The sequence below is a fragment of the Arthrobacter sp. TE26545 genome, from assembly GCF_056279005.1.
Genome location: NZ_JBWBQM010000001.1, coordinates 1,988,758 through 2,010,257 on the forward strand (window position 1 = coordinate 1,988,758; position 21,500 = coordinate 2,010,257).

A 21,500-nucleotide genomic window follows, 5' to 3' on the forward strand; every position below is an offset into this window, starting at 1 on the left:
TTGCTCCCCAACCTCGCAAGTCCCCATCGGGCCCCAAACTTCGCTTCGCTCAGTTCGGGGCCTCCGCCGCCTTGGGCCCTCGGCCGGGTCCCCTCGCAAGTTAGGCTTGAATCATGTTCAACCACCCTGAGGCCGCGTCGCCCTCAGAGCGATACAGGGCGGCTGCGCAGCGGTCGTCAGATACGAAGAGCTACCTGGGTGCATTCAGCCGCACACTGGACTTCGAACTCGACGATTTCCAGCGCGAGGCCTGCCGTTCCCTCCAGGAAGGCAGGGGGGTGCTGGTGGCAGCGCCCACCGGCGCCGGCAAGACCATCGTCGGCGAATTCGCCATCTACCTGGCCTTGGAACGTGGGCTGAAGGCTTTTTACACCACCCCGATCAAAGCCCTCAGCAACCAGAAATTCTCGGAACTTGCAGCCAAGTACGGGGCGGCCAACGTCGGCCTGCTGACGGGGGACACGACCATCAACGGCGAAGCACCGGTGGTCGTGATGACCACCGAGGTGCTCCGGAACATGCTCTATGCCGACTCGGATACCCTGGGCAACCTCGGCTACGTGGTCATGGACGAGGTGCATTACCTGGCGGACCGCTTCCGCGGCGCCGTCTGGGAAGAAGTCATCATCCACCTGCCCAGCGAGGTCCAGTTGGCGTCCCTGAGCGCCACCGTCTCCAACGCCGAGGAATTCGGTGCCTGGCTGGACACCGTCCGCGGCGACACCGACGTGATCGTCTCCGAACACCGGCCGGTGCCCTTGTGGCAGCACGTCATGGTGGGCCGGGAGATCGTGGACCTCTTCGCCGGCGATACTACCTTCGACGAAATCGCATCCGCTCCGGGCGGCAATGGACGCGGTGGGGATAGCGGGCCCGCGGAAGATCCGGACAAACGGCGGAGCAATGGGCCGGACGGCGAACCCAGGGCCGGCTTCGAAGTGAACCCCGAGCTCCTCTCCATGGCCCGCGCCGAAAGCCAGATGAACTTCCGCGGCCGCTTCGGGCACGGCGGGCGCAGCAGGCGCCGCCAGGACCGGCAACGCGAGGAACGCGGCGGCGATGCGCAGCGCAGCCCGGTACGCAAGGCCAGCCGTCCCCAGGTGATCGCAAGCCTCGACCGGCAGGACCTGCTGCCCGCGATCACCTTCATCTTCTCGCGTGCCGGCTGCGACGCCGCGGTGGCCCAGTGCGCAGCAGCCGGGCTGTGGCTCACCACTGAGCGCGAACAGCAGATCATCGCGTCCCGCGTGGACGAGGCCAGCCGGGACATCCCCGCCGAAGACCTCGATGTCCTCGGCTTCTGGGGCTGGCGCGACGGCCTGCTCCGCGGCCTCGCCGCCCACCATGCCGGGCTGCTCCCCACCTTCAAGGAAGTCGTGGAGACGCTCTTCGCCGAGGGTCTCATCAAAGCCGTGTTCGCCACGGAAACCCTGGCTTTGGGCGTCAACATGCCCGCGCGCTGCGTGGTCCTGGAGAAACTCGACAAGTTCAACGGAGAAGCCCACGTCAACATCACGGCGGGGGAGTACACCCAGCTGACCGGCCGCGCCGGACGGCGGGGGATCGACGTCGAGGGCCATGCGGTGGTGCTCTGGCAGCCGGGAACGGATCCCGCCGCCGTCGCCGGCCTCGCCTCCCGCCGGACGTATCCGCTGAACTCAAGCTTCCGGCCGACCTACAACATGAGCATCAACCTCATCGCCCAATTCGGCCGTGCCCGGGCAAGGGAGATCCTCGAGTCTTCCTTCGCGCAGTTCCAAGCGGACCGCTCGGTGGTGGGGCTTGCCCGGCAAGTCCGGGCGCGGGAGGAATCCCTTGCCGGTTACGCCAAGGCCATGACCTGCCACCTTGGCGATTTCACGGAGTACGCCACCCTTCGACGGGAACTCAGCGACGCCGAAAAGGCGGCCTCCCGCAGCAACGCCCGGGCACGTAAGTCGCTGACCCAGGACTCGCTCACCAGGCTCATGCCGGGCGACGTGCTGAAGGTGAGCGGCGGCCGGATCCCGGGCTACGCCGTCGTCCTCAGTGCAGACAGCCAGGCACGTGAGCCGCGGCCTGCCATCCTGACCGAGGACGGCCAGCTCCGCCGGATCAGCAGTTACGACGTCGACGGGCCGGTCAGCGCCGAATCCTGGATCCGGATTCCCAAGTCCTTCAACGCCAAGGTTCCCAAATCCCGGCGGGACCTCGCATCAGCGCTTCGGGACGCTGTCCGGGAGGGCAGGCCGCCGGCGCGCACGGCGCGGAACGAGGACTTCGGCGGGAGCCACAATGTTGCCGAGCAGGAGCGCAAGATCGCGGGCCTGCGCAAAGCCCTGCGCGCACATCCCTGTCACGGCTGCAGCGAACGCGAAGACCACGCGCGCTGGTCCGAACGTTGGTGGAAGCTCCGCCAGGAAACGGACGGCCTGGCGCGGCAGATCCAGGGGAGGACCAACACGATCGCCAAGACCTTCGACCGGGTCTGCGATGTCCTGTCTGCCTACGGCTACCTCGAAGCCCAGGGCGGCGGACATCTGGCCATCAGCAGCGACGGGCAGCGCCTGCGCCGGATCTATGGTGAAAAGGACCTGCTCATCTCGCAGGCCATCCGCCAGGGCGCGATTTCCGATCTCGATGCGGCGGAACTGGCCGCGTTCGCCAGCGCCCTGGTGTACCAGGCCAAGCGCGAGGACCGCGGCCTGAGGCCCAGGATGCCGTCCGTTTCGCTGGAGGAATCCGTGGATATCGTGGTCCGGGAGTGGTCCCGCCTGGAAGACCTCGAGGAGCAGAACAAGCTCCCGCTCACCGCAGAACCGGAGCTTGGCTTGGTCTGGCCGATGTTCAAATGGGCCAAGGGCCGCCACCTGCAGGAAGTGCTGAACGGCACGGATCTGGCAGCCGGTGACTTTGTCCGTTGGGCGAAGCAGGTGGTGGATTTGCTGGACCAGCTGGCCAAAATCCCTGGCCTGGAACCCCGGCTCGCCCGGATCTGCCGGGAAGCCATAGACCTTGTCCGCCGCGGCGTCGTGGCGTACTCGAACGTCGCGTGAGCGCAGCATCCGCTTCAGCTAGGAGACACCGATGAGCAATTCCGCCATGTCCGGCGGCCAGCCGGACCGCAAAGTAACCATGTACCGCAACGGCTCGGTCTACTCGGCGGCCGATCCTTTTGCGACCGCCATGGTGGTGGACGGCGGCACAGTCGCGTGGATCGGTTCCGAGCAGGCGGCATCTTCCATCGCGGACTCCTCGATGGAAATCATCGACCTCCACGGCGCCTTGCTGGCCCCGGGCTTCGTCGACTCGCACGTCCACCTCACCGAAACCGGGATCGCAGCTGCTGGTTTGCGGCTCGACGGCGTCCGTTCCGCGGCCGGGCTCCTCGACGCGGTTGCCGTGGCGGCAGCCGGCCTGGACGCCACTGCTCCGCTGTTGGGACACGGCTGGGATGAGTCAGCCTGGGACGTGAAGGACCTGCCCAGGGCGGAAGAGCTCGGACGGGCCGCCGGCGGACGTAGCGTCTATCTCTCCCGCGTCGATGTGCACTCGGCGCTCGTGTCGGACCGACTGGCCGCCGCAGCAGGCCTTGCCGGCATGGACGGCTGGAACGGCACGGCCCATGTGCTGCGGGACGCGCACACCGCCGCGCGGCTGTCGGCACGGCAGCTCCCGGAATCCGCCCGCCTGGGGTACCAGGAGACGGCCCTCAGGGAGGCCGCGGCCAACGGCTACGTTGCACTGGCAGAAATGGCCGCGCCCCACATCTGCGGCATGGAGGACCTGCGCAGCGCGTTCTCCTGGAACTCCTCAGGATCGGCCCTGCCCGAAGTCCTTCCCTACTGGGGCCAGCTGGCAGGGTCCGAGGACGAGGCCCGCACGATCCTGGAGGAACTCGGCGTTCCGGCGCTGGGGCTTGCCGGGGACCTGAACATCGACGGCTCCATCGGCTCCAGGACCGCCGCCCTCACGGAACCCTACGCAGATTCTCCGGGCCACCGCGGAACCCTCTATCTTTCCGTTGACGAGGCCGCGCGGCACCTTGCCGCCTGCTCCCTGCTGGGACTGCAGGCCGGCTTCCATGTAATCGGCGACGCCGGCCTGGCGGGCGCGCTCGAAGCCCTCGACATTGCTGCGGCCGAGGTGGGGGAGCAGCGCATCCGGGCGGCCGGGCACCGCTTCGAGCACGTGGAAATGGCAGACGCAGGCGCCATTGCCCGGCTCGCCAAGCACTCCGTCACTGTCAGCGCACAACCGGCCTTCGACGCCGAATGGGGAGCGCCCGGCGGTATGTACGAACAGCGTCTCGGCAGCCGCAGCAAGACCATGAACCCCTTCGCCTCCTTCTATTCGGCCGGGGTTCCCCTGGCATTCGGCAGCGACAGCCCGGTGACGCCTTTGCGGCCGTGGGCGAGCGTGAGGGCATGCCTGGAACACAGCAACCCCGGCGAGCGGATCTCGGCCCGGGCAGCATTCCTCGGGCACACCCGCGCAGGCTGGCGCGCCAGCAAGCAGCGCAACCCCTTGCTGGGGCAGCTGGTTCCGGGCGCCCCTGCCAGCTTCGCCGTCTGGGGGGTCGAGGAGCTCATGGTGCAGGTGGCAGACAGCAGGGTCCAGTCGTGGAGCACGGACCCCCGGGCGCGCACGCCTCTTTTGCCGGCACTGGACACCGGCAGCGACCCGGTCTGCCTGCAGACCGTACGGGAAGGCCGCGAACTCTTCGCGGCCGAGTCTCTGCGCGCCTGAACCTTTCTGGATATTTCTGCCGGCCGAACGCCATCTGAACTGGGAAAACGTAAGGATCCCCAGTTCAGGTAGTGCTTGACAGAATCTGTGTAGTCCGTAGCATTTATCGTCAACAGGGGGTCACGGTGACGGTGCGGGCTCCTTGGCTGCACTCCGATCCCGTGGCCGCCCCGGCGGGCAAGGCCGGGGCTGCAGAACTCATCAACGGGCAGGTCCACCGACGCAGAAAACAGTCCAACCGGCGCTCTATCGGCCCGGACGGCACTGGCCCTGCGTGTGTGGACCTGCCCGCGGTCATTCCCACCCGGTGCCGGTCCTATAATGGAGAGTTGCGCCAGAATCCCAGCCATGCGGCTGCTCCGGCACATCGACCGCTCCATCAAGGAAAGGCCTCTTCTTGCGTGTCCTGACGATCATCCCTACGTACAACGAGCTGGAATCGCTTCCCAAGACTCTCGGCAGGCTCCGCGCAGCCGTCCCCGAGTCCGACGTCCTCGTCGTCGACGACAACAGCCCGGACGGCACAGGACAGCTCGCCGACAGCATCGCAGCCGAAGACAGGCAGGTCCACGTCCTGCACCGCAAGGGCAAGGAAGGTTTGGGCGCCGCCTACATTGCGGGCTTCAAATGGGGCATGGCCGCAGGCTACGACATCCTGGTCGAAATGGATGCAGACGGCTCGCACAAGCCCGAACAGCTTCCCCTGCTGCTGACGGCGGTCAAGGAAGGCGCTGACCTGGCCATGGGCTCGCGCTGGGTACCGGGTGGCAGCGTCGTCAACTGGCCGCTCTACCGCCAGGCCATTTCCCGGGTGGGGAGCACCTACGCCCGCATCATGCTCGGCGTGAAGATCAAGGACGTCACCGGCGGCTACAGGGCATTCCGGCGCAGCACGCTCGAAGCACTCAAGCTGGACGAGGTCGAATCAGTCGGCTACGGATTCCAGGTGGACCTGGCCTGGCGCGTGGCGAAGCTCGGCCTGAAGATTGTCGAATGCCCCATCACCTTCGTGGAACGCGAACTCGGTGCCTCCAAGATGAGCGGCAACATCGTGGTCGAGGCCATGATCAACGTCACCAAATGGGGCCTTTCCGCCCGCTGGGCAAAGCTCACCGGCAAGAAGGACGCCACGGCCGAACGCGCCTAGCATTCCACTCAGCACAAAGGCAGGGCCGGCACCACACGGTGCCGGCCCTGCCTTCTGCTTTTTGCCTTCGCGTTACGCGGAGCGACGCTCTCCGCGGCGTTCGCGCAGGATGTTCAGGCGATCCTCGAGGATCTGCTCCAGTTCAGGGATGCTGCGCCGTTCCAGCAACATGTCCCAGTGCGTGCGGACCGCCTTTTCGTTGCTGTCCACGGGACGTTCGCCATCCACCAGGAGGGCTTCCTTGCCGGTCTTGGAGACCCAGACGGGAGGGATTTCGGCCTCGGACGAGAACGTCACGAAGACCTGCTCGCCATCTGCGCAGCGGTATTCAACCCGCTGGCGCGGAGCCGGCTCCACACCGGATTCGGTTTCCATGCTCTGCGCCCCAAGGCGCATGCCGCGGAGGCTGCGATCGCTCATGTTTACTCCCTCTATCTGTTCGCGGAACTGCATCCGCGCTAGTCGGCCGGCTTTGCGACGCCGTCCGGACTACTGTCTGCACACCGTGCACCACTAAATGCAACGCTTGACCAAGCTCAAATGTTCCGTGCGGATTGAACCGCTCGGACAAATACACCATTATACGCAGAACGCCGGACTCCCGGGCGTTGCCGCGGCTTCGCGCGGCGGCCGGCCGGGTCCACGCAGCGAGAGGGGCCGGTCACATCGGTGACCGGCCCCTCTCCGGAACGTCTCCCTTACGGCGTCGGTTCCGGTGGCCGCGGCGCGGCGTCGGGAGCGGCAGCCCCTGCGGCTGCCTTGTTCCCAAAGAGGCCCGCGACGCCGTTGGTGTCGGCGCCGCCCAGCGCCCCGCCGATGCCCTTGAGCGCCTCGCCAACCTCGCTCGGGATGATCCAGAGCTTGTTGGATGTGCCCTCGGCAAGCTTCGGGAAGGGTCTGCAGGTACTGATACGCCAGCAGCTTCTGGTCCGGGTTGCCCTTGTGGATCGCGTCGAAGACCTTCTGGATGGCCTGGGCCTCACCGTCTGCCCGGAGGATCGCGGCCTTCGCGTCACCCTCGGCCTTCAGGATGGCGGACTGGCGCTGCCCTTCGGCAGTGAGGATCTGCGACTGCTTGGTGCCCTCGGCCGTGAGGATCGCGGCACGGCGGTCACGCTCGGCGCGCATCTGCTTTTCCATCGAGTCCTGGATGCTGTGCGGCGGATCGATCGCCTTCAGCTCCACGCGCGAAACACGGATGCCCCAGCGTCCGGTGGCCTCGTCCAATACACCGCGGAGCTGGCCGTTGATCTGGTCGCGCGAGGTGAGCGCTTCTTCCAGGTTCAGGCCACCGACGACGTTGCGCAGCGTGGTGGTGGTCAGCTGTTCCACTGCCTGGATGTAGTTGGCGATCTCGTAGGTTGCCGCACGCGGGTCGGTGACCTGGAAGTAGACCACGGTGTCGATGGAGACCACCAGGTTGTCCTCGGTGATGACCGGTTGGGGCGGGAACGAGACCACCTGCTCGCGCAGGTCCAGCAGCGGAAGCAGCCGGTCCACGAAGGGGATCAGGATCGTCAGGCCCGGGTTGAGGGTGCGCTGGTACTTGCCCAACCGCTCGACGACGCCGGCACGTGCCTGCGGGATGATCCTGATCGAGCGGACCAGCACAATGATCACAAATACTATGAGGACTATCAGCACGATCGCGGCTGCAGTCCCTCCCAAGCTATCCATACATCTCCTTCATTCCCCAAAATTCGTTCTGATGCAGCTAGGTTGTGATGCGGTTCTTCGGCCAGGTGCCGGCTGTCATTGCTGGGAGCCGGGCGAGACAACCGCCGTCGCGCCGTCGATCCGGGTGACCCGGACGCTCTCTCCGGCGGCAATGGTGCCGCCCGTGCTGCGGGCGCTCCACACGTCGCCGCCGATCTTCACCAGGCCGCCGGCAGCGCTGACCGATTCCATGACCACGGCGGATTGCCCGATCAGGCGGTCAATGTTGCTCAGTTGGTCCGCGGGGCCTTTGCGCAGGTGCTTCATGGCCACCGGGCGGACGAAGACGATCATCAGCAGCGACACGATGCAGAAGACGACGATCTGGAGCCAGAGCTCGGCACCCACGAAATGAGCAATGAGGGCGGCCAAGGCTCCGCCGCCAAGCATGATGAAGAAGAGATCGAGGGTGAGCATCTCGATCACCGCGAAGGCGAGGAAGACCGTGAGCCAGAGCGCCCACCAGTTCTCGCCGAGCCATTCAAACATCGTTCCCCCTGTTCCGGATCCGCCGTGCGCCGCAGCCGTGGGAACGGATGGTGCACCGGCGTGTCGCCCGCTGTTTTTCCATCCTAGCCCGCTGTGCGGCCCGGCGTCAGGAAGCGGCCGGAGGCGTGGTGAATACCGACAGGGAGAACCTCGCGGTGGTCTCCACCGGCCCCCTGCCCGCGAGCGAGGCAAGGAGTTCCTGCCGGTCAAGGTGATGCCCGGCCGGCCCCATGAAGGCAAGATCGGCGGTCTCGGCCTCGTCCAGCCGCAGGGGGATGTCCAGTGATTCCTGCCCGGACAGGGTGAAATGGCTGCCCATCGATTCGGCAAGGCGTTCATCCTTTCCTTCCTCGATGCGGAGCATCCCCGCAAGGCCGGCGATTTCCGCGAGATGCCCCGGGCGGGGAGTGACGACGATGGCGCGGCCGCCCGGCCGGAGCACCCTGGCGAACTCGCCTGGGTTCCGCGGCGCGAAAACGACGGTAACGACGTCGATGCGGCCGGTCCCCAGCGGCAGGGGCCGCCAGACGTCCCACACGAGATTGAGGGTGTCCGGGTTCAGGCGGGCGGCGCGCCGGAGCGCGAATTTGGAGATGTCGAGGCCGATGGAGGCGGCAGGGGAGCGGTCAAGGATTGCCCGCAGGTAGTTTCCCGTGCCGGTCCCGGAATCCAGCAGGACTGCATCACTGCGGAGCATCCCCGGAACCGCCAGGTCCCCAACGGCCCTGGCGAGGGCAGCGTAGTGCCCGGCGGACAGGAAGTCATGGCGGGCCGCGGCCATGGCCGCGGAGTCGGCCTCGAAGGCTGTGCCCTTTCCGGTGAGCAGATTGAAGTAACCCTGCTTGGCGGCGTCGAAGCTGTGGCCGGCCGGGCACCGCAGGGCACGGCGCGGACCGTTTTCCAGGGCCAGTCCGTCCTGGCAGATCGGGCAGCGCAGGGCGGACACGGCGTCGGAAAGCATAGGGACAATCCTACGGCGGACGGAGTGGCAGGCCCGGCGTCAGCGCGGGGAGGCGTTAGGCTCACCAGCGTGAAACCCGAACAGTTGCCGCTGCTGAATTCCGTCTCCGCCCCCACGGTGCATCCCGACGCGAGCCGGGCCGTCATCTCGGTCACGCGTCCCGATTTCGACGCCGACGCCTACGTGGGCCAGTTGTGGAGCGTCCCGTTCGATGCTTCCCAGCGTCCCCGGCGGATCACTCGGGGCTTCCGCGACACCGCCCCGGCTTTTTCGCCGGACGGCCGGGTGCTTGCGTTCCTCCGGGCGACATCCGACGGCAAACCGCAGCTGCACATTGTGGAGGCGGCCGGCGGAGAGCCGCAGGCCCTCACCGAGCAGAAGCTTGGTGTCACGGAATTCTCCTGGGCGCCGGACTCGGCAAGGATCGTCTTCGCATCCCGCGTCCCGGAAGAGGGCCGTTACGGCACCGTGGACGGCGTCGGGCCCGGAAGTGAAGACGCCCGCCTGGTCAGCAGCAACCAGTACCGGATGAACGGCGTCGGGTACACGCAGGACAAGGCCGTCCAGCTGTTCGTCCTGGAGGTTCCGGAGCTGGGCGGGGAGCCCGCCGTCCCGCCCGCCGGGCGGGCAGCCAAGGAGCAGAAGGACAAAGACCAGAAGGACAAAGACCAGAAGGACAAGGAGGGGGCGGCGTCAAAGGGCATTCCCGCCGTCGTGCAGCTCACCTCCGGCGACGTCGACCACACCGCTCCCGTTTTCAGCAGCGACGGGCGCAGCGTGTACTTCGTGGCCGCCGGCCATGAAGGGCATGACGCGGACATCGCCTCGGGCATCTACAAGGTGCCGGCGGTGGGCGGGGACGCCGTACTGGTGCCAAGCGGCGCGGAGCCGCAGGCCATCAATGCGGTCCGGGAATCCCGCAACGGCCGGCAGCTGTTCTTCACGGGCCAGGAACTCGGAGCGAGCGGCTTGGACTTCGTCGCCCGGAACACCGCCCTGTGGGTGATGCCCGCCGAAGGCGGCGAGGCCCGGGTGCTGAGCGACGTCGAACAGCAGGACCTGTCCGGCCCCTTGGAGCCTGCCGGCCCCGACGGGGTGCTGGTCCTGAACTCGCACCGCGGCAGCGTTGAGCTGTTGAAATGGACGGCCGACGGCGGCAGCGAGGTGCTGCTGCACGGCGAGCGGGAGGTGCTCGGCGCCGCCGCGGCCGGGGATGTGGTGGCCGTTGCCTTCGCCGACGCCGCAAGCCACGGCGACCTGGGCGTGCTGGAGCGAGGCGAACTTCGCCTGCTCAGCGATTTCTCCGCAGCGCTCCGGAACGAAAGCACAGTGCGTGAACCCCGTGAATTTATTGCCGACGGAGCGGACGGCTACCCCGTGCACGGATGGCTGGTCCTGCCGGACGGTCCCGGACCGCACCCAGTCCTGTTGAACATCCATGGCGGCCCGTTCGCCCAGTACAGCTGCGCGTTCTTCGACGAAGCGCAGGTGTATGCGGAGGCAGGTTATGCCGTACTGATGTGCAATCCGCGAGGCTCGGCAGGCTACGGCCAGGCGCACGGCTCGTCCATCAAGGAAGCGATGGGGACCGTGGACATGGCGGACGTCCTGGCCTTCCTCGACGGTGCCCTGGCCACGTTCCCGGGCCTGGATTCCACCGCGGTCGGCATCATGGGCGGGTCCTACGGCGGCTACCTGACCGCGTGGACCATCGCGCACGATCACCGCTTCAAGGCCGCGATCGTGGAACGTGGGTTCCTCGATCCGGTCAGCTTTACCGGCTCCTCCGACATCGGCTGGTTCTTCGGGGGTGAATACACCGGCGGGACCTTGGAACAGATGCTGGCCCAGAGCCCGATGGCCGTGGTGTCGCAGGTCCGCACGCCCACCCTGGTGATCCACAGCGAAAACGACCTCCGCTGCCCGGTTGAGCAGGGCCAGCGGTATTTCGCCGCGCTCAAGGCCCAGGGCGTGGAGTCCGCGCTCCTGCTCTTTCCCGGCGAGGACCACGAGCTCTCGCGCTCCGGCACCCCGCACCACAGGAAGCAGCGTTTCGAGCAGATCCTGGCCTGGTGGGCGGAAAAGCTGCCGACGGCGGCCTCTTAGCCGGGTGGGAAGCCCAGCTCCGCGCCTGCCTGGCTGACCCCCGGCTGGGCCCAGCGGGCGGAATACTCCTCGTTGCTTGCCAGCGAGCGGGTTTCCGCACGGTCCAGATAGAGGGCTCCGTGCAGATGGTCCGTTTCATGCTGGACGATCCGGGCCTGCCAGCCGCTGAATTCGGCGTGCGCAGAGCTTCCGTCCGGGCGCACGTAATCCAGGGCAACCTGGCGGTGCCGGGTCACCACTGCCTGATAGCCCCGGACCGAGAGGCAGCCTTCGTAGAACGACGCCGTGTCAGCACCGATGGACGAATACACCGGGTTAAGCATGGCGAAGAAGTCCAGCGGACGCCGTTCCCGGATAGTGGCGGCCGCCGGATCGACGTCGAACTGGTCCTCAAGGACCGCCAGTTGCAGGGGAACGCCAATCTGGGGCGCCGCGAGCCCGACTCCCGGCGCGTCATGCATGGTCCGGCGCATCACGTCGATCAATTGATAAAGGGTGGAATCGTCCAACTGCCCTTCGTAGGCGGCGGCGTACTGGCGGAGCACGGGGTGGCCGGCCTGGACGATGAGCGGCAGGGCGTCCTCCGCCAGGATGCCCTCGACGAGGTCCCGGATTTCCGACACGCCCAGGGGAGTCGGAGGGGCAGCTGTGAGTGAATGAAGACGGAAGTCCATGGACCGAGCCTAACTTGCGGTGCCGGGGCTTCCGCCAAGGCATTGGCGAGGCATGCACTAGGCTCGAAAAATGAGTGAGCTGACCCCCTTGGACTGTGTGTTGGGCTTCATCCGTGCCGTTGAAGGCGGAGGAGGAGCGGCGGATGTGCGGCCCTTCCTTGCCGACGATTTCAAGCTCACGGAATGGCCCCATGTGCTGTCGGCGCGGGGTGCCATCCGGGACTTGCAGGCCACGCTTTCCGGGGCAGACCAGAGCAAGGACGTGGTCAAGAACCAGCATTTCGAGATTGTGCGCACCACCTGCGAGGGGAACCGCGTGGTCCTGGAAATCAACTGGTCCGCCATCCTGCTGCTGGACCTGCCGCACTGGGACGCCGGGGAAACCATCCGCGCCCGCACAACGGCAGTATTCGAGGTGGAGGACGGCCGGATCCGCAGCCAGGACAGCTACGACTGCTACTTCACCGACCCTGCGCAGGTGACGGTCACGGCCTGACGTTCCCGCACCGGCCCGGGCACGGTGGTTCGCCTAGTGCATGGTGAAACGCCGAGCCACGAATCCGGCAACGGCCGGCCACCTGACTGCCCGGCCGACGACGGCATTGCGGAGCGCCAGGGCGGTTGGAGGCAAGGGTCGGCCAAGTGCCATGTTGATGCCCGCCTGGCGGCTGGCTTTCCGGGCCGCGCGCAGGCGTGAACGCTCCAGGTCCGCGAGTTCTCCACCCAAAGCAGGATCCGGGCGGCCCCGGTCAGCGCGGACCATCCGTTCCAGCAACGGGGCGAGGGCCGAGGCATCCAGCCAGCCGAGGTTCATTCCCTGTCCGCCGATCGGGCTGAGTTCATGGGCGGCGTCCCCGAGCAGGACGGTGCGCCCGTGGACCATTTCGGTAACCAGCCTGGAACGGACGCCGAAGGCACTGAGCATCGAATTGCTGGACGGCTCCACTACGGCCGCCGTGCGTTCCCGGATGAGGGCCGCCAGCAGGGGCGCGGACGGTTCGCCTCCGGGTGGCCCGGTCCGCACCACCCAGCGGCGGATGCCTCCCGGTAGCGGGAAGCACTCCACGATTCCCGGCGGTTCGAGGAAGAGCACGGCTTCGGATCCGTAGGGGGTGCCGTCGTGGAAGTCGCCCATGAGGTAGTGGTCCGGGTAGCTGCGCACCGTCGGCGTGATTCCGAGTGCCGCCCTGAGCCCCGAGTGCGCGCCGTCCGCGGCGATGAGGAAGCGGCACCGCGCTTCAAACGGTTCCGCTGGCCCGGCACCGTCGGCGCGCCTGCCCCGCAGGAGGAGGCCGCCGTCGTCGGGCACGGCATCCAGCACCTCGACGCCGCGGTGCAGTGCCCCGGAACCTGACGCCGCAACGCATTCCTCCAGGACTTCCAGGGTCCTGGTTTGGGGCACCGAGAGAATGAACGGGTACGCCGCTCCCGGGAGCCCGAAATCCAAGGAACCCACCTTGCGCCCGGCACTGTATGCCGTGCCGCTCGTGATCCGCACCCCGCTCCCGATCAAGGGCGCGGCCGCGCCGATGCTTTCGAGCACCGCCAGCGCGGGCGGGTGGATGCCGATGGCGCGGGTCTGGGTTCCCGGCCCTGCGCGTTTCTCGAATACGGCGACCTCGAGCCCGCGGCGGAGCAGGAGTGCCGCCATGCAGAGGCCGACCGGACCGGCGCCGACGATCCCGACGTCAAGCACTGCCGGCACCCGGCGGGCGGTATACGAGCAGGATGTGCCATGGCCCGTTGCGTTCCACCTGCCAGCCGGGCGGAACGATGTCCATGAGTTCTGCCGGAGTGTAGCTGCGCCTGATGGATGCCAGCCCGTCGGTGTGGATGTACGAGCCAGGGCCTAGCGGCCAGAACGCCACCAGGAAAAGCAGGAAAGCGATCCGGCTGCGCCGCAGGTCGTTGTGCAGCACGAGGTGCCGGGCGAGGCGTTCGGAATCGGACAGGACGGCGGCCAGTTCGGCGGGGCTGAGGTGGTGCAGGACGTGGTTGGAAATCACGACGTCGTACCGACCGCCTTCCGCCACCAGCTCGGAGCTGAGCGCCCTGCGATACCGGACGCCGTCAGAGGCTTTTCGGGAGGTGGCGAAGTCATGTGCCCGAGGGTCTGGATCGGCGCCGGTCGCCGCCAGGTGGAACCCGTCCCGGGCAGCGCGCCTGGCGAGGCGGCGCACGACATCGCCTCCGCCGCATCCGATGTCCAGCAATGTCGTCGCAGTGGAGCCGGCCAACAGGGGCCTGATCCGTTGTTCATAGTTCCGGCCCCAGCGCGCCAGCAGGAAGTTGATGACAGGGAACCTCGCGTAGCTTCTGCGCAGCCGGCGCAGCTCGCAGTCCGGGCGGTCCATCTGCTCGATCAGGCTGCCCTCCCGTTCCCGCAGGAAGAACGTCATGATCGCAGGGGAGCGACCTTGGTGAACAAGCCGGTTTCCACTGTGAGGCCGGGGCCGAAGGCCATGGAACAGATCCGCTCCTCGTCCTGACGGGGCGGCTGGCTGAGGATGTGCTTGAGCACGAAGAGCACGGTGGCGCTGCTCATGTTCCCGAAGTCGCGCAGGATGTCGCGCGCCGGCCGCAACTGCTCTTCCAGCAGTTCGAGCTTTGACTCGACTTTGTCCAGGATGCTCCGGCCGCCCGGGTGGATGGCCCAGTGCGGTATCTCCCGGTAGGGCCGCCCTGCCAGCCCGTCTTCGCGGGCAAGGAGGGGTTCGAGGGCCCCCGTGATGTGCTCTTCGATGATGTGCGGAACGTAGCTGCCCAGGACCATCTCGAAACCTTGGTCGCCGATGTTCCAAGCCATCGCCTCTTCGCCCACCGGTGTGAGGACTGTTTCGAAATGGTCCAAGCGGAGGACGGCGTCCGGTCCCGCCGGGGTGCGTGAACTGACGACGGCGGCGGCAGCGCCGTCGCCGAAGATCGCCGAGCCCATGATGGTGTCCGGGTCATTGGACGTCCTGACGTGCAGGGAACACAGTTCAACGCAGATGACAAGGACCACTGCATCGGGATCGGCGAGGCAGAACTGCCGGGCTGCCCGAAGGGCCGGGAAGGCCGCGTAGCACCCCATGAACCCGAGGTGGTAGCGCTGCACAGCGGGGTTCAGTCCGAGAGCCCGGACCACCTTGTAGTCGGGCCCGGGGTTGAAGAATCCGGTACAGGACACCGTGATCACGTGGGTGATGTCTGCGGGTTCCACGTCCGGGCAGCGGCCGACGGCCGCCTTCGCGGCCTCGATGAAGAGTTTGGTGGCCTCGGTGAAGAACAGGTCGTTGCGTACTTTCGTGCTGGGGCTCAGGACCTCGCCGCTATCCGGATCGTAAAAGTCCCGCCGGTCCGGGCTTCCGCCCTCGGTTAGCTCGGCGACGGCGGTATGCCGGGTGTCGATGGCTGCCGAGTCGAAGCAGGTCCTGACGAGCCGGGAGCCGAGCCGGGTAAGGCCGGGCTGGGCGGCGAATACATCGCGTGCCTGGGGTTGCACCAGGACTGTTGGCGGTACGGCTGTCTCGAGGGAATTCACGTAGACCGGCATGCTTCATTGTTGGCGCCGGGACGGCTTAAGACAATGGGCCGGATCGGAGCAGAATCCGAGAAGCCGCACGGTCCGGCACGGGTCTAGTGTGGTGGACAGGAGCCTGGCGCCCGGCCATCGTAGGCTGGGCTGAGCGATGCACAGGACGACGCGGACCGCGCGCGGGCCCGCTGATTCACGGACGGAGAGACGATGAGTACTGACACGGGGACCGAAACTCAGTCTCCCTTGGTGCCCCTTGCTGACAGCCATGAGCTGATCAAGGTGCAGGGAGCCCGCGAGAACAACCTGAAGGACATCAGCCTGGAGATCCCGAAACGCCGCCTGACGGTGTTCACCGGTGTCTCCGGCTCCGGCAAGAGCTCCCTGGTGTTCAGCACCATCGCCGCCGAGTCGCAGCGGATGATCAACGAAACCTACAGCACGTTCGTCCAAGGTTTCATGCAGTCGCTCGCCCGCCCGGATGTGGATGTCCTGGAAGGGTTGACGACGGCGATCATCGTGGACCAGGAGCGCATGGGCGCCAACGCCCGTTCCACGGTGGGAACTGTCACCGACGCGAACGCCATGCTGCGCGTGCTCTTCAGCAGGCTCGGCACTCCGTACATCGGACCGGCTGTGGCTTTCTCCTTCAACATCCCCACCCGCAAGGCCAGCGGCATCATGACCGATGCCAAGGGTGAGAAGACGATCGTGCGCGAAGCCATCTACTACGGCGGGATGTGCGCCGAGTGCGAGGGCCGCGGCACGGTCTCCGACCTGGACCTCACCGCGATCTACGACGAAGACAAGTCGCTGCTCGACGGCGCCATCCTCGTTCCGGGGTACACCGCGGACGGCTGGATGGTCGCCACCTTCACGGAATCCGGTTTCGTCGACCCGAACAAGCTGCTCAAGGACTACACGAAGCAGGAACTGGACGACCTCCTCTACAAGGAGCCTGTGAAGATCAAGGCCAAGGGCATCAATGTCACCTATGAAGGCCTGATCCCGAAAATACGCAAGTCCATTTTCGGCAAGGACCCGGATTCGCTGCAGCCACACATCCGCGCGTTCGTCGAACGCGCGGCCGCCTTCGCCCCCTGTCCGGCCTGCGAGGGCACACGGCTGAACGATGCGGCCCGCTCATCGAGGATCAACAGCCTGAACATCGCCGAAGTCTGCGCCATGCAGATCACCGATCTCGCGCACTGGATCCGCGAGCTGGATGCGCCGTCCGTTGCGCCGTTGAAGGCCAACCTGCTGCACCTGTTCGATTCCTTCGTGGAGATCGGCCTGGGCTACCTGTCCCTGGACCGGCCGTCGGGAACGCTGTCCGGCGGCGAGGCACAGCGCGTCAAGATGATCCGCCACCTGGGCTCCTCGCTGACCGACGTCACCTACGTGTTCGACGAGCCGACCATCGGCCTGCACCCGCATGACATCCAGCGCATGAACAAGCTCCTCCTGCGGCTGCGGGACAAAGGCAACACCGTGCTCGTCGTGGAGCACAAACCGGAGGCGATCGCCGTCGCCGATCACGTCGTCGACCTCGGCCCGGGCGCCGGAGCCGCCGGCGGGTCGGTTTGCTACGAAGGCACTGTCGAGGGACTGCGGGGGAGCGGCACTCTGACGGGCCGGCACCTCGACGACCGCGCGAAGCTGAAGGAAAAGGTTCGCAAGGGCAAAGGCAAACTCGAGATCCGCGGCGCGTCGGAGCATAACCTCAAGGACGTCGACGTCGACATCCCGCTGGGTGCGCTGGTGGTGGTGACTGGGGTGGCTGGTTCCGGGAAGAGCTCCCTGATCCACGGCTCGCTTACCGGCGGCGAGGGCGTAGTGGCCATCGACCAGTCCGGCATCAAGGGCTCGCGCCGCAGCAATCCGGCCACCTACACCGGTCTCCTCGAACCGATCCGCAAGGCCTTCGCCAAGGCCAACGGCGTGAAGCCGGCGCTCTTCAGCGCCAACTCCGAGGGTGCCTGTCCCGAGTGCAAGGGCGCCGGGGTCATCTATACGGAACTCGGCTTCATGGACACCGTTTCGACGCCCTGCGAGGACTGCGAAGGCAAGGGCTTCCAGGCCGCCGTCCTTGAGTACAAGCTCGGCGGGCGCAACATCAGCGAAGTGCTCGGCCTGTCGGTCAGCGCGGCCGAGGAGTTCTTCTCCGGCGGGGAAGCCAGGATCCCGGCGGCGCACGCGATCCTGCGGCGGCTGGCCGACGTCGGGCTCGGTTACCTCGCGCTTGGGCAGCCGCTGACCACTCTCTCCGGTGGTGAGCGCCAGCGGCTTAAGCTCGCTTCGCAGATGGGGGAGAAGGGCAATGTCTACATCCTCGACGAGCCGACCTCCGGCCTGCATCTGGCCGACGTCGAACAGCTCCTCGGCCTGCTGGACCGGCTGGTGGAGTCCGGCAAGTCGGTGATCGTCATCGAACACCACCAGGCCGTGATGGCGCATGCCGACTGGATCATCGACCTCGGTCCCGGCGCCGGGCACGACGGCGGCAGGATCGTTTTCGAGGGAACCCCTGCGGAGCTGGTGGCCGGCCGGGTAGGCCTGACCGGCCAGCACCTTGCCGAGTACGTTGGGGCTTGATGCGAACCACGCGCATGCCTTCTAAGGCTTGCCGCCGTTGGTTTCGGTTTTGTTGTTGAGGTGCCCCAGTTGGGCCAGCAGGGCGAAACGGTCCGGTACGCCCCAGTGTTCGACAAGCTTGCCGTCGCTGAAGCGGGCGATGTCCACGACCGTTATGCTCACTGCCCGGCCGGTGGGATCGTGTCCGAGAAAGCCCCCGGTGTCCGTGCCGTTCGCAGTCATGCGGGCCCAGACCGTGTCCCCGTCGGCGACAGTCGCGTCAAAGGTGTAACTGACGTCGGGCATCGAGGTGTGCAGGCCGACGATCGCCCGCTTCAGATTGTTCACCGCTTTCTCTCCGGAGCCGCCCGGCCCGAATTGGTGCTCAATCAGATCCGGCGATACGAGTTCGTCAACGACCCCTGGATTGCCCGCTTGGAATCCTTCGATGATCAACCGCCGGAAGGCGGCCGTGTTGTCCTGGGTGGTTCCTGAGACCATGTCCGGCCTCCTGCTAGAATTAATCCGAATATCTTTCGGATGAATAAACGCTAGGTTCGATGATGAGTGATGTCAACGCTCCCAAGCGCCGCTATAACTCCGCGCGCCGCATTGAGCAGGCTTCAGCAACACGGCACTCCGTGATTGCGGCAGCGCGCATGCTGTTCATCGAGCGGGGCTACGCAGCGACGACCGTCGGCGAGATCGCCGGACGCGCCGGGGTCGCCGTCGACACCGTTTACGCAAGCGTCGGCCGCAAGCCGGCTCTGCTGCGAGAGGTGGTCGAGACTGCGATCTCCGGCACTGACCACGCCGTCCCCGCCGAGCAGCGCGACTACGTCAAACGCCTCCGTCAGGCCGCAACCGCTCAGGAGAAAATCAAGATCTACACCCAGGCGCTGGCCGGGATTCAGCCGCGGCTGGCACCGGTCTATCTGGCTCTGAGGGACGCCGGCTCCACCGACCCGGAATGTGCCGCGCTTTGGACCGAGATCTCCCAGCGGCGCGCAGCCAACATGCGCAGGTTCATCGTGGATCTCGCGGCCACCGGCGAGCTGCGTAAAGACCGCCCGGCCGAGGAACTCGCAGACGTCGTCTGGAGCATGAACGGACCCGAATACTGGATTTTGCTCGTCGCTGAACGGGGCTGGACTCCCCAGCAGTTCGCCGCTTGGCTTGGTGATGCCTGGAGCCTGTTGCTGCTCGAGCCTAGGTAGGCAATGGATGCAGACCGCTGCGGCCAGCGGGCTCCGACCCTCTGGTTTGCCGTGCGCTCTTGGGCTTTACTGAGACTGTCCGGACAACCCAGCAAGAAAGAGGGAAGCTTCGATGGACACAACCGCAGTTCTTTGGATTGTCGTCGGGATCGTCGCCCTACTTGTCGTTCTAGGATTGGTATTTTTCATCGCCCGCAAACGCAGGCAGGAACACGAACGTGCCCAGCGGGCCGAGGACCAGAAGCGGGCAGCTGACTTGCGGAAGAAGGCCGAAGAAGCTGAGTTGGATGCCCGCGAATCCGAGGTTCAAGCAGCCAGGGCCCAAGCGGAGGCCGACCAGGCCCTGCTGGATGCCGAACGCCTCCACAAGGAGGCCGAACAGCGCCAGGAGGACGCCGGCGATCTTCACCGTGATTCCGCGGACAAGGCGGAGCATGCCGATGCCATGGACCCCGATGTCGATACCGACGCGGCGGCCGTCGAGAACTCCGAAGAATACCGGCAGGCTGCTGATCCGGGTCGGGCTGGCGATGGGTCCGTAGACGGCCGCCCGAGCGGCGGCGGCAACTCGCTGCAGGATCCCTCCCGGCGAACCGATCCCTAAGACCCCCTTATTCTCCGCGCTGCTTAGCGTCGCGTTTGCCTCCCGAAGCCCCCTGCCCGCCGGCCCGGGTGGCTTGCCTCTCTTCCACGTGCCATCTCCCGGGCGTAGCTTGCTGATATGACAACGCTGGCCCCCGCGGGCTCTCTGCGGGACGGGCAGCGCCCCAGTATAAGGAGGAAAAATCATGGGCGACTTCATGCGGAACCTGCCCTTCGACGTTCCGGAGCCTGTGCGCCGTTTCCTACAAGGGGAAACCGGCGCTTGGCTGCGTGCAGAGGAATTCCGCGACGGATCCGAAATGGTCGTCCGCGTCGAGGTACCCGGCGTCGATCCCGATCGGGATATCGATATCTCCATCTCAGGACGTACACTCACCATCGAGGCCCGGCGTGAAGAAGAATCCATTCGTGAGGACAAGAGCGATTACCGCACAGAATTTCACTATGGCGCATTGACGCGAAGTTTTCAGCTCCCGGCCGGGGTCAACGAGGACGACATTCAGGCCTCCTACAACAGCGGGATTCTCGAAGTCCGCGTGCCCTCCGCCGGACAGGATTCGACGCCCCGACGAAAAGTGCCGGTGCACCGCACCGATGCAACGGGAAGATCGACCCCCGGCAATGGGGACGCTGGTCACGACAGCATGGGCAGCAAGGTCGATCCGGATTTCATCCCCAATGAAAGCCGCGAAACCCCGGACCAACGGCGGGCCAGGGAGCACCCCGAAGAGACCGGAAGTTGATTCCGCTGTTTCCTTGGCGGGCTGCGAGCTCTCCGATAATCGCAGGGGATTGACCCAGGGCCGCCGGCTTTACGCTGAAGGAGCCGGCAGCCTTGGAGTGCGCCAGGGTAGTCCCGTGCTTATTGACATGCCCTGCCCACAAGAGCAGTCTGATACCGCTGGTTGCCGTGTTGGCAGGAAGGTTAGCACCTGTCAACCTCTTCCCGGAGCAGGCTCTCATGCTCCGGATGGAATACTGCCCTCAATTTTCAGCAAAGGTGGACAAGATGTCCTCAGTAACTGTCAACGCACTTGAATCAAAATCGTTCGACGACCCCGACGAAAAGCGCCGTCCGCCAAGAACTGAGGTCGATGTTGTCACGATCAGTGATACGACTCTGGGCAGGTTCACTTTCGAGCCGGGTTGGCGCTGGTCCGAGACGGTCAAGACCGTGGTCCACACCGACACTTGCCAGGTCAACCATCTTGGAATCTGCACTGCCGGAACGCTCATGGTGCAGATGGAGGATGGAACGCGCATTACGGTCAGCCCGGGTAATGCTTATGCCATCCCAGCCGGACATGACGCCTGGGTCGAGGGCGACGAGCCCTTCGTGGCATACGAAATCATGAGCGCAGCCACGTTCGCAAAGCCCGCGTGAGGCGCGACGCGAATGGCCTACATGGGCCGGACGGGGGAGCAATAAGCGCCTGAGAGGCGGCTCCCTCGGTTGCCGGCTCCGGATGTTTCTGGGGTCAGAAACGCTTTGAGCCGCGTATGACGCGCGGCGGTTCTTGGTGGCAGTTGCTCATTTCTGGGTTGAGGACGAAGCGCGTCGCCAGAACTGGGACGATCGAGGGAGGAAACTCTAAGTATTCGCAACGCTTCCACGAACTGGCCCCCACGGGACTGGCCATGAACGCGGCCTAAATAATCGAAGAGGCCGGTCTATCAGCCTCTTCGTCATGGCTTCAATTCTCCGTCAGCAACGCGGACTATCTGGCTGTCTGAACCCGCCCTACTTAACTGGCATGCGCGGGAATTC

General features: G+C 66.0%; 18 protein-coding genes and 1 pseudogene. 10 read left to right on the forward strand and 9 right to left on the reverse strand.

Going from position 1 to position 21,500, the window contains the following annotated elements; translation table 11 throughout:
• Positions 1-113: 113 nt before the first annotated feature.
• The 3 genes from ACZ9CK_RS08880 (at position 114) to ACZ9CK_RS08890 (ending at position 5,875) form a co-directional block, all read left to right on the forward strand.
• Positions 114-3,035, forward strand: coding sequence for a DEAD/DEAH box helicase (locus tag ACZ9CK_RS08880; protein WP_426297610.1), 2,922 nt, complete (start codon positions 114-116; stop codon positions 3,033-3,035).
• Between the two features lie 31 nt (positions 3,036-3,066).
• Positions 3,067-4,728, forward strand: a complete 1,662-nt coding sequence (locus ACZ9CK_RS08885; RefSeq protein WP_476049777.1) for an amidohydrolase — start codon at positions 3,067-3,069, stop codon at positions 4,726-4,728.
• 397 nt (positions 4,729-5,125) lie between these two features.
• Complete coding sequence (locus tag ACZ9CK_RS08890) at positions 5,126-5,875, forward strand: polyprenol monophosphomannose synthase (RefSeq protein WP_476049778.1); 750 nt, start codon at positions 5,126-5,128, stop codon at positions 5,873-5,875.
• Between the two features lie 72 nt (positions 5,876-5,947).
• Here ACZ9CK_RS08890 and ACZ9CK_RS08895 read toward each other — a convergent pair whose 3' ends face one another.
• The 4 genes and pseudogenes from ACZ9CK_RS08895 to ACZ9CK_RS08910 form a co-directional block, all read right to left on the reverse strand.
• A complete protein-coding gene (locus ACZ9CK_RS08895; protein WP_074590970.1) occupies positions 5,948-6,295 on the reverse strand; it encodes an RNA polymerase-binding protein RbpA in 348 nt (115 codons plus the stop codon).
• Positions 6,296-6,573: 278 nt separating this feature from the next.
• Positions 6,574-7,552 (reverse strand): annotated as a pseudogene (locus tag ACZ9CK_RS08900) (SPFH domain-containing protein).
• Between the two features lie 75 nt (positions 7,553-7,627).
• Positions 7,628-8,080: an NfeD family protein gene (locus ACZ9CK_RS08905; protein WP_426297620.1), complete on the reverse strand. Its 453-nt coding sequence runs from the start codon at positions 8,078-8,080 to the stop codon at positions 7,628-7,630.
• 106 nt (positions 8,081-8,186) lie between these two features.
• Entirely contained in the window at positions 8,187-9,041 is an 855-nt protein-coding gene (locus ACZ9CK_RS08910; RefSeq protein WP_426297622.1) for a putative RNA methyltransferase, read from the reverse strand.
• A 69-nt stretch (positions 9,042-9,110) separates the two neighbouring features.
• Between ACZ9CK_RS08910 and ACZ9CK_RS08915 the strand changes: the two genes are divergently transcribed.
• A complete protein-coding gene (locus ACZ9CK_RS08915) occupies positions 9,111-11,147 on the forward strand; it encodes a S9 family peptidase (RefSeq protein ID WP_476049779.1) in 2,037 nt (678 codons plus the stop codon).
• On the opposite strand, the gene ACZ9CK_RS08920 is transcribed toward ACZ9CK_RS08915, so the two are convergent.
• A complete protein-coding gene (locus ACZ9CK_RS08920; protein WP_476049780.1) occupies positions 11,144-11,821 on the reverse strand; it encodes a peptide deformylase in 678 nt (225 codons plus the stop codon). The genes ACZ9CK_RS08915 and ACZ9CK_RS08920 overlap by 4 nt on opposite strands.
• A 70-nt stretch (positions 11,822-11,891) precedes the next feature.
• Here ACZ9CK_RS08920 and ACZ9CK_RS08925 point away from each other — a divergent pair, with 70 nt between their 5' ends.
• Positions 11,892-12,317, forward strand: a complete 426-nt coding sequence (locus ACZ9CK_RS08925; RefSeq protein ID WP_426297628.1) for a nuclear transport factor 2 family protein — start codon at positions 11,892-11,894, stop codon at positions 12,315-12,317.
• Between the two features lie 33 nt (positions 12,318-12,350).
• Here the strand turns inward: ACZ9CK_RS08925 and ACZ9CK_RS08930 are convergent, their stop codons facing one another.
• From ACZ9CK_RS08930 to ACZ9CK_RS08940, 3 genes are read right to left on the reverse strand one after another with little or no spacing between them, the layout of a single operon-like run.
• Positions 12,351-13,517 (reverse strand): FAD-dependent oxidoreductase, encoded by a 1,167-nt coding sequence (locus ACZ9CK_RS08930; RefSeq protein WP_476049781.1) that lies wholly within the window; start codon positions 13,515-13,517, stop codon positions 12,351-12,353.
• A complete protein-coding gene (locus tag ACZ9CK_RS08935; protein ID WP_476049782.1) occupies positions 13,510-14,220 on the reverse strand; it encodes a class I SAM-dependent methyltransferase in 711 nt (236 codons plus the stop codon). Before ACZ9CK_RS08935 ends, ACZ9CK_RS08930 begins: the two co-directional genes overlap by 8 nt.
• Positions 14,217-15,356, reverse strand: coding sequence for a type III polyketide synthase (locus tag ACZ9CK_RS08940; protein WP_426297634.1), 1,140 nt, complete (start codon positions 15,354-15,356; stop codon positions 14,217-14,219). Before ACZ9CK_RS08940 ends, ACZ9CK_RS08935 begins: the two co-directional genes overlap by 4 nt.
• A gap of 192 nt (positions 15,357-15,548) precedes the next feature.
• Between ACZ9CK_RS08940 and ACZ9CK_RS08945 the strand changes: the two genes are divergently transcribed.
• Positions 15,549-17,933: an ATP-binding cassette domain-containing protein gene (locus tag ACZ9CK_RS08945; protein WP_476049783.1), complete on the forward strand. Its 2,385-nt coding sequence runs from the start codon at positions 15,549-15,551 to the stop codon at positions 17,931-17,933.
• Between the two features lie 21 nt (positions 17,934-17,954).
• Here ACZ9CK_RS08945 and ACZ9CK_RS08950 read toward each other — a convergent pair whose 3' ends face one another.
• Positions 17,955-18,413, reverse strand: coding sequence for an ester cyclase (locus ACZ9CK_RS08950; RefSeq protein ID WP_476049784.1), 459 nt, complete (start codon positions 18,411-18,413; stop codon positions 17,955-17,957).
• A gap of 62 nt (positions 18,414-18,475) precedes the next feature.
• On the opposite strand from ACZ9CK_RS08950, the gene ACZ9CK_RS08955 reads away from it, so the two are divergent.
• The 4 genes from ACZ9CK_RS08955 to ACZ9CK_RS08970 all read left to right on the forward strand — a co-directional run bounded on the left by ACZ9CK_RS08955 (position 18,476) and on the right by ACZ9CK_RS08970 (position 21,116).
• Positions 18,476-19,129: a TetR/AcrR family transcriptional regulator gene (locus ACZ9CK_RS08955; protein ID WP_476049785.1), complete on the forward strand. Its 654-nt coding sequence runs from the start codon at positions 18,476-18,478 to the stop codon at positions 19,127-19,129.
• A 112-nt stretch (positions 19,130-19,241) separates the two neighbouring features.
• Positions 19,242-19,733, forward strand: coding sequence for a hypothetical protein (locus ACZ9CK_RS08960; protein ID WP_426297642.1), 492 nt, complete (start codon positions 19,242-19,244; stop codon positions 19,731-19,733).
• 184 nt (positions 19,734-19,917) lie between these two features.
• Positions 19,918-20,475, forward strand: coding sequence for an Hsp20/alpha crystallin family protein (locus ACZ9CK_RS08965; protein ID WP_476049786.1), 558 nt, complete (start codon positions 19,918-19,920; stop codon positions 20,473-20,475).
• A 266-nt stretch (positions 20,476-20,741) separates the two neighbouring features.
• Positions 20,742-21,116 carry a cupin domain-containing protein gene (locus ACZ9CK_RS08970; RefSeq protein ID WP_426297646.1) on the forward strand — a complete coding sequence of 125 codons (375 nt, stop codon included), beginning with the start codon at positions 20,742-20,744 and terminating at the stop codon, positions 21,114-21,116.
• Positions 21,117-21,500 lie beyond the last annotated feature (384 nt).

Bases quoted from the DNA above. Each gene is read 5' to 3' on its own strand.
- ACZ9CK_RS08905 (WP_426297620.1), bottom strand. From the start codon at position 8,080: ATGTTTGAATGGCTCGGCGAGAACTGGTGGGCGCTCTGGCTCACGGTC.
- ACZ9CK_RS08965 (WP_476049786.1), top strand. From the start codon at position 19,918: ATGGGCGACTTCATGCGGAACCTGCCCTTCGACGTTCCGGAGCCTGTG.
- ACZ9CK_RS08885 (WP_476049777.1), top strand. From the start codon at position 3,067: ATGAGCAATTCCGCCATGTCCGGCGGCCAGCCGGACCGCAAAGTAACC.
- ACZ9CK_RS08950 (WP_476049784.1), bottom strand. From the start codon at position 18,413: ATGGTCTCAGGAACCACCCAGGACAACACGGCCGCCTTCCGGCGGTTG.
- ACZ9CK_RS08945 (WP_476049783.1), top strand. From the start codon at position 15,549: ATGAGTACTGACACGGGGACCGAAACTCAGTCTCCCTTGGTGCCCCTT.
- ACZ9CK_RS08955 (WP_476049785.1), top strand. From the start codon at position 18,476: ATGAGTGATGTCAACGCTCCCAAGCGCCGCTATAACTCCGCGCGCCGC.
- ACZ9CK_RS08935 (WP_476049782.1), bottom strand. From the start codon at position 14,220: ATGACGTTCTTCCTGCGGGAACGGGAGGGCAGCCTGATCGAGCAGATG.
- ACZ9CK_RS08940 (WP_426297634.1), bottom strand. From the start codon at position 15,356: ATGCCGGTCTACGTGAATTCCCTCGAGACAGCCGTACCGCCAACAGTC.
- ACZ9CK_RS08960 (WP_426297642.1), top strand. From the start codon at position 19,242: ATGGACACAACCGCAGTTCTTTGGATTGTCGTCGGGATCGTCGCCCTA.
- ACZ9CK_RS08895 (WP_074590970.1), bottom strand. From the start codon at position 6,295: ATGAGCGATCGCAGCCTCCGCGGCATGCGCCTTGGGGCGCAGAGCATG.
- ACZ9CK_RS08880 (WP_426297610.1), top strand. From the start codon at position 114: ATGTTCAACCACCCTGAGGCCGCGTCGCCCTCAGAGCGATACAGGGCG.
- ACZ9CK_RS08910 (WP_426297622.1), bottom strand. From the start codon at position 9,041: ATGCTTTCCGACGCCGTGTCCGCCCTGCGCTGCCCGATCTGCCAGGAC.
- ACZ9CK_RS08920 (WP_476049780.1), bottom strand. From the start codon at position 11,821: ATGGACTTCCGTCTTCATTCACTCACAGCTGCCCCTCCGACTCCCCTG.
- ACZ9CK_RS08925 (WP_426297628.1), top strand. From the start codon at position 11,892: ATGAGTGAGCTGACCCCCTTGGACTGTGTGTTGGGCTTCATCCGTGCC.
- ACZ9CK_RS08970 (WP_426297646.1), top strand. From the start codon at position 20,742: ATGTCCTCAGTAACTGTCAACGCACTTGAATCAAAATCGTTCGACGAC.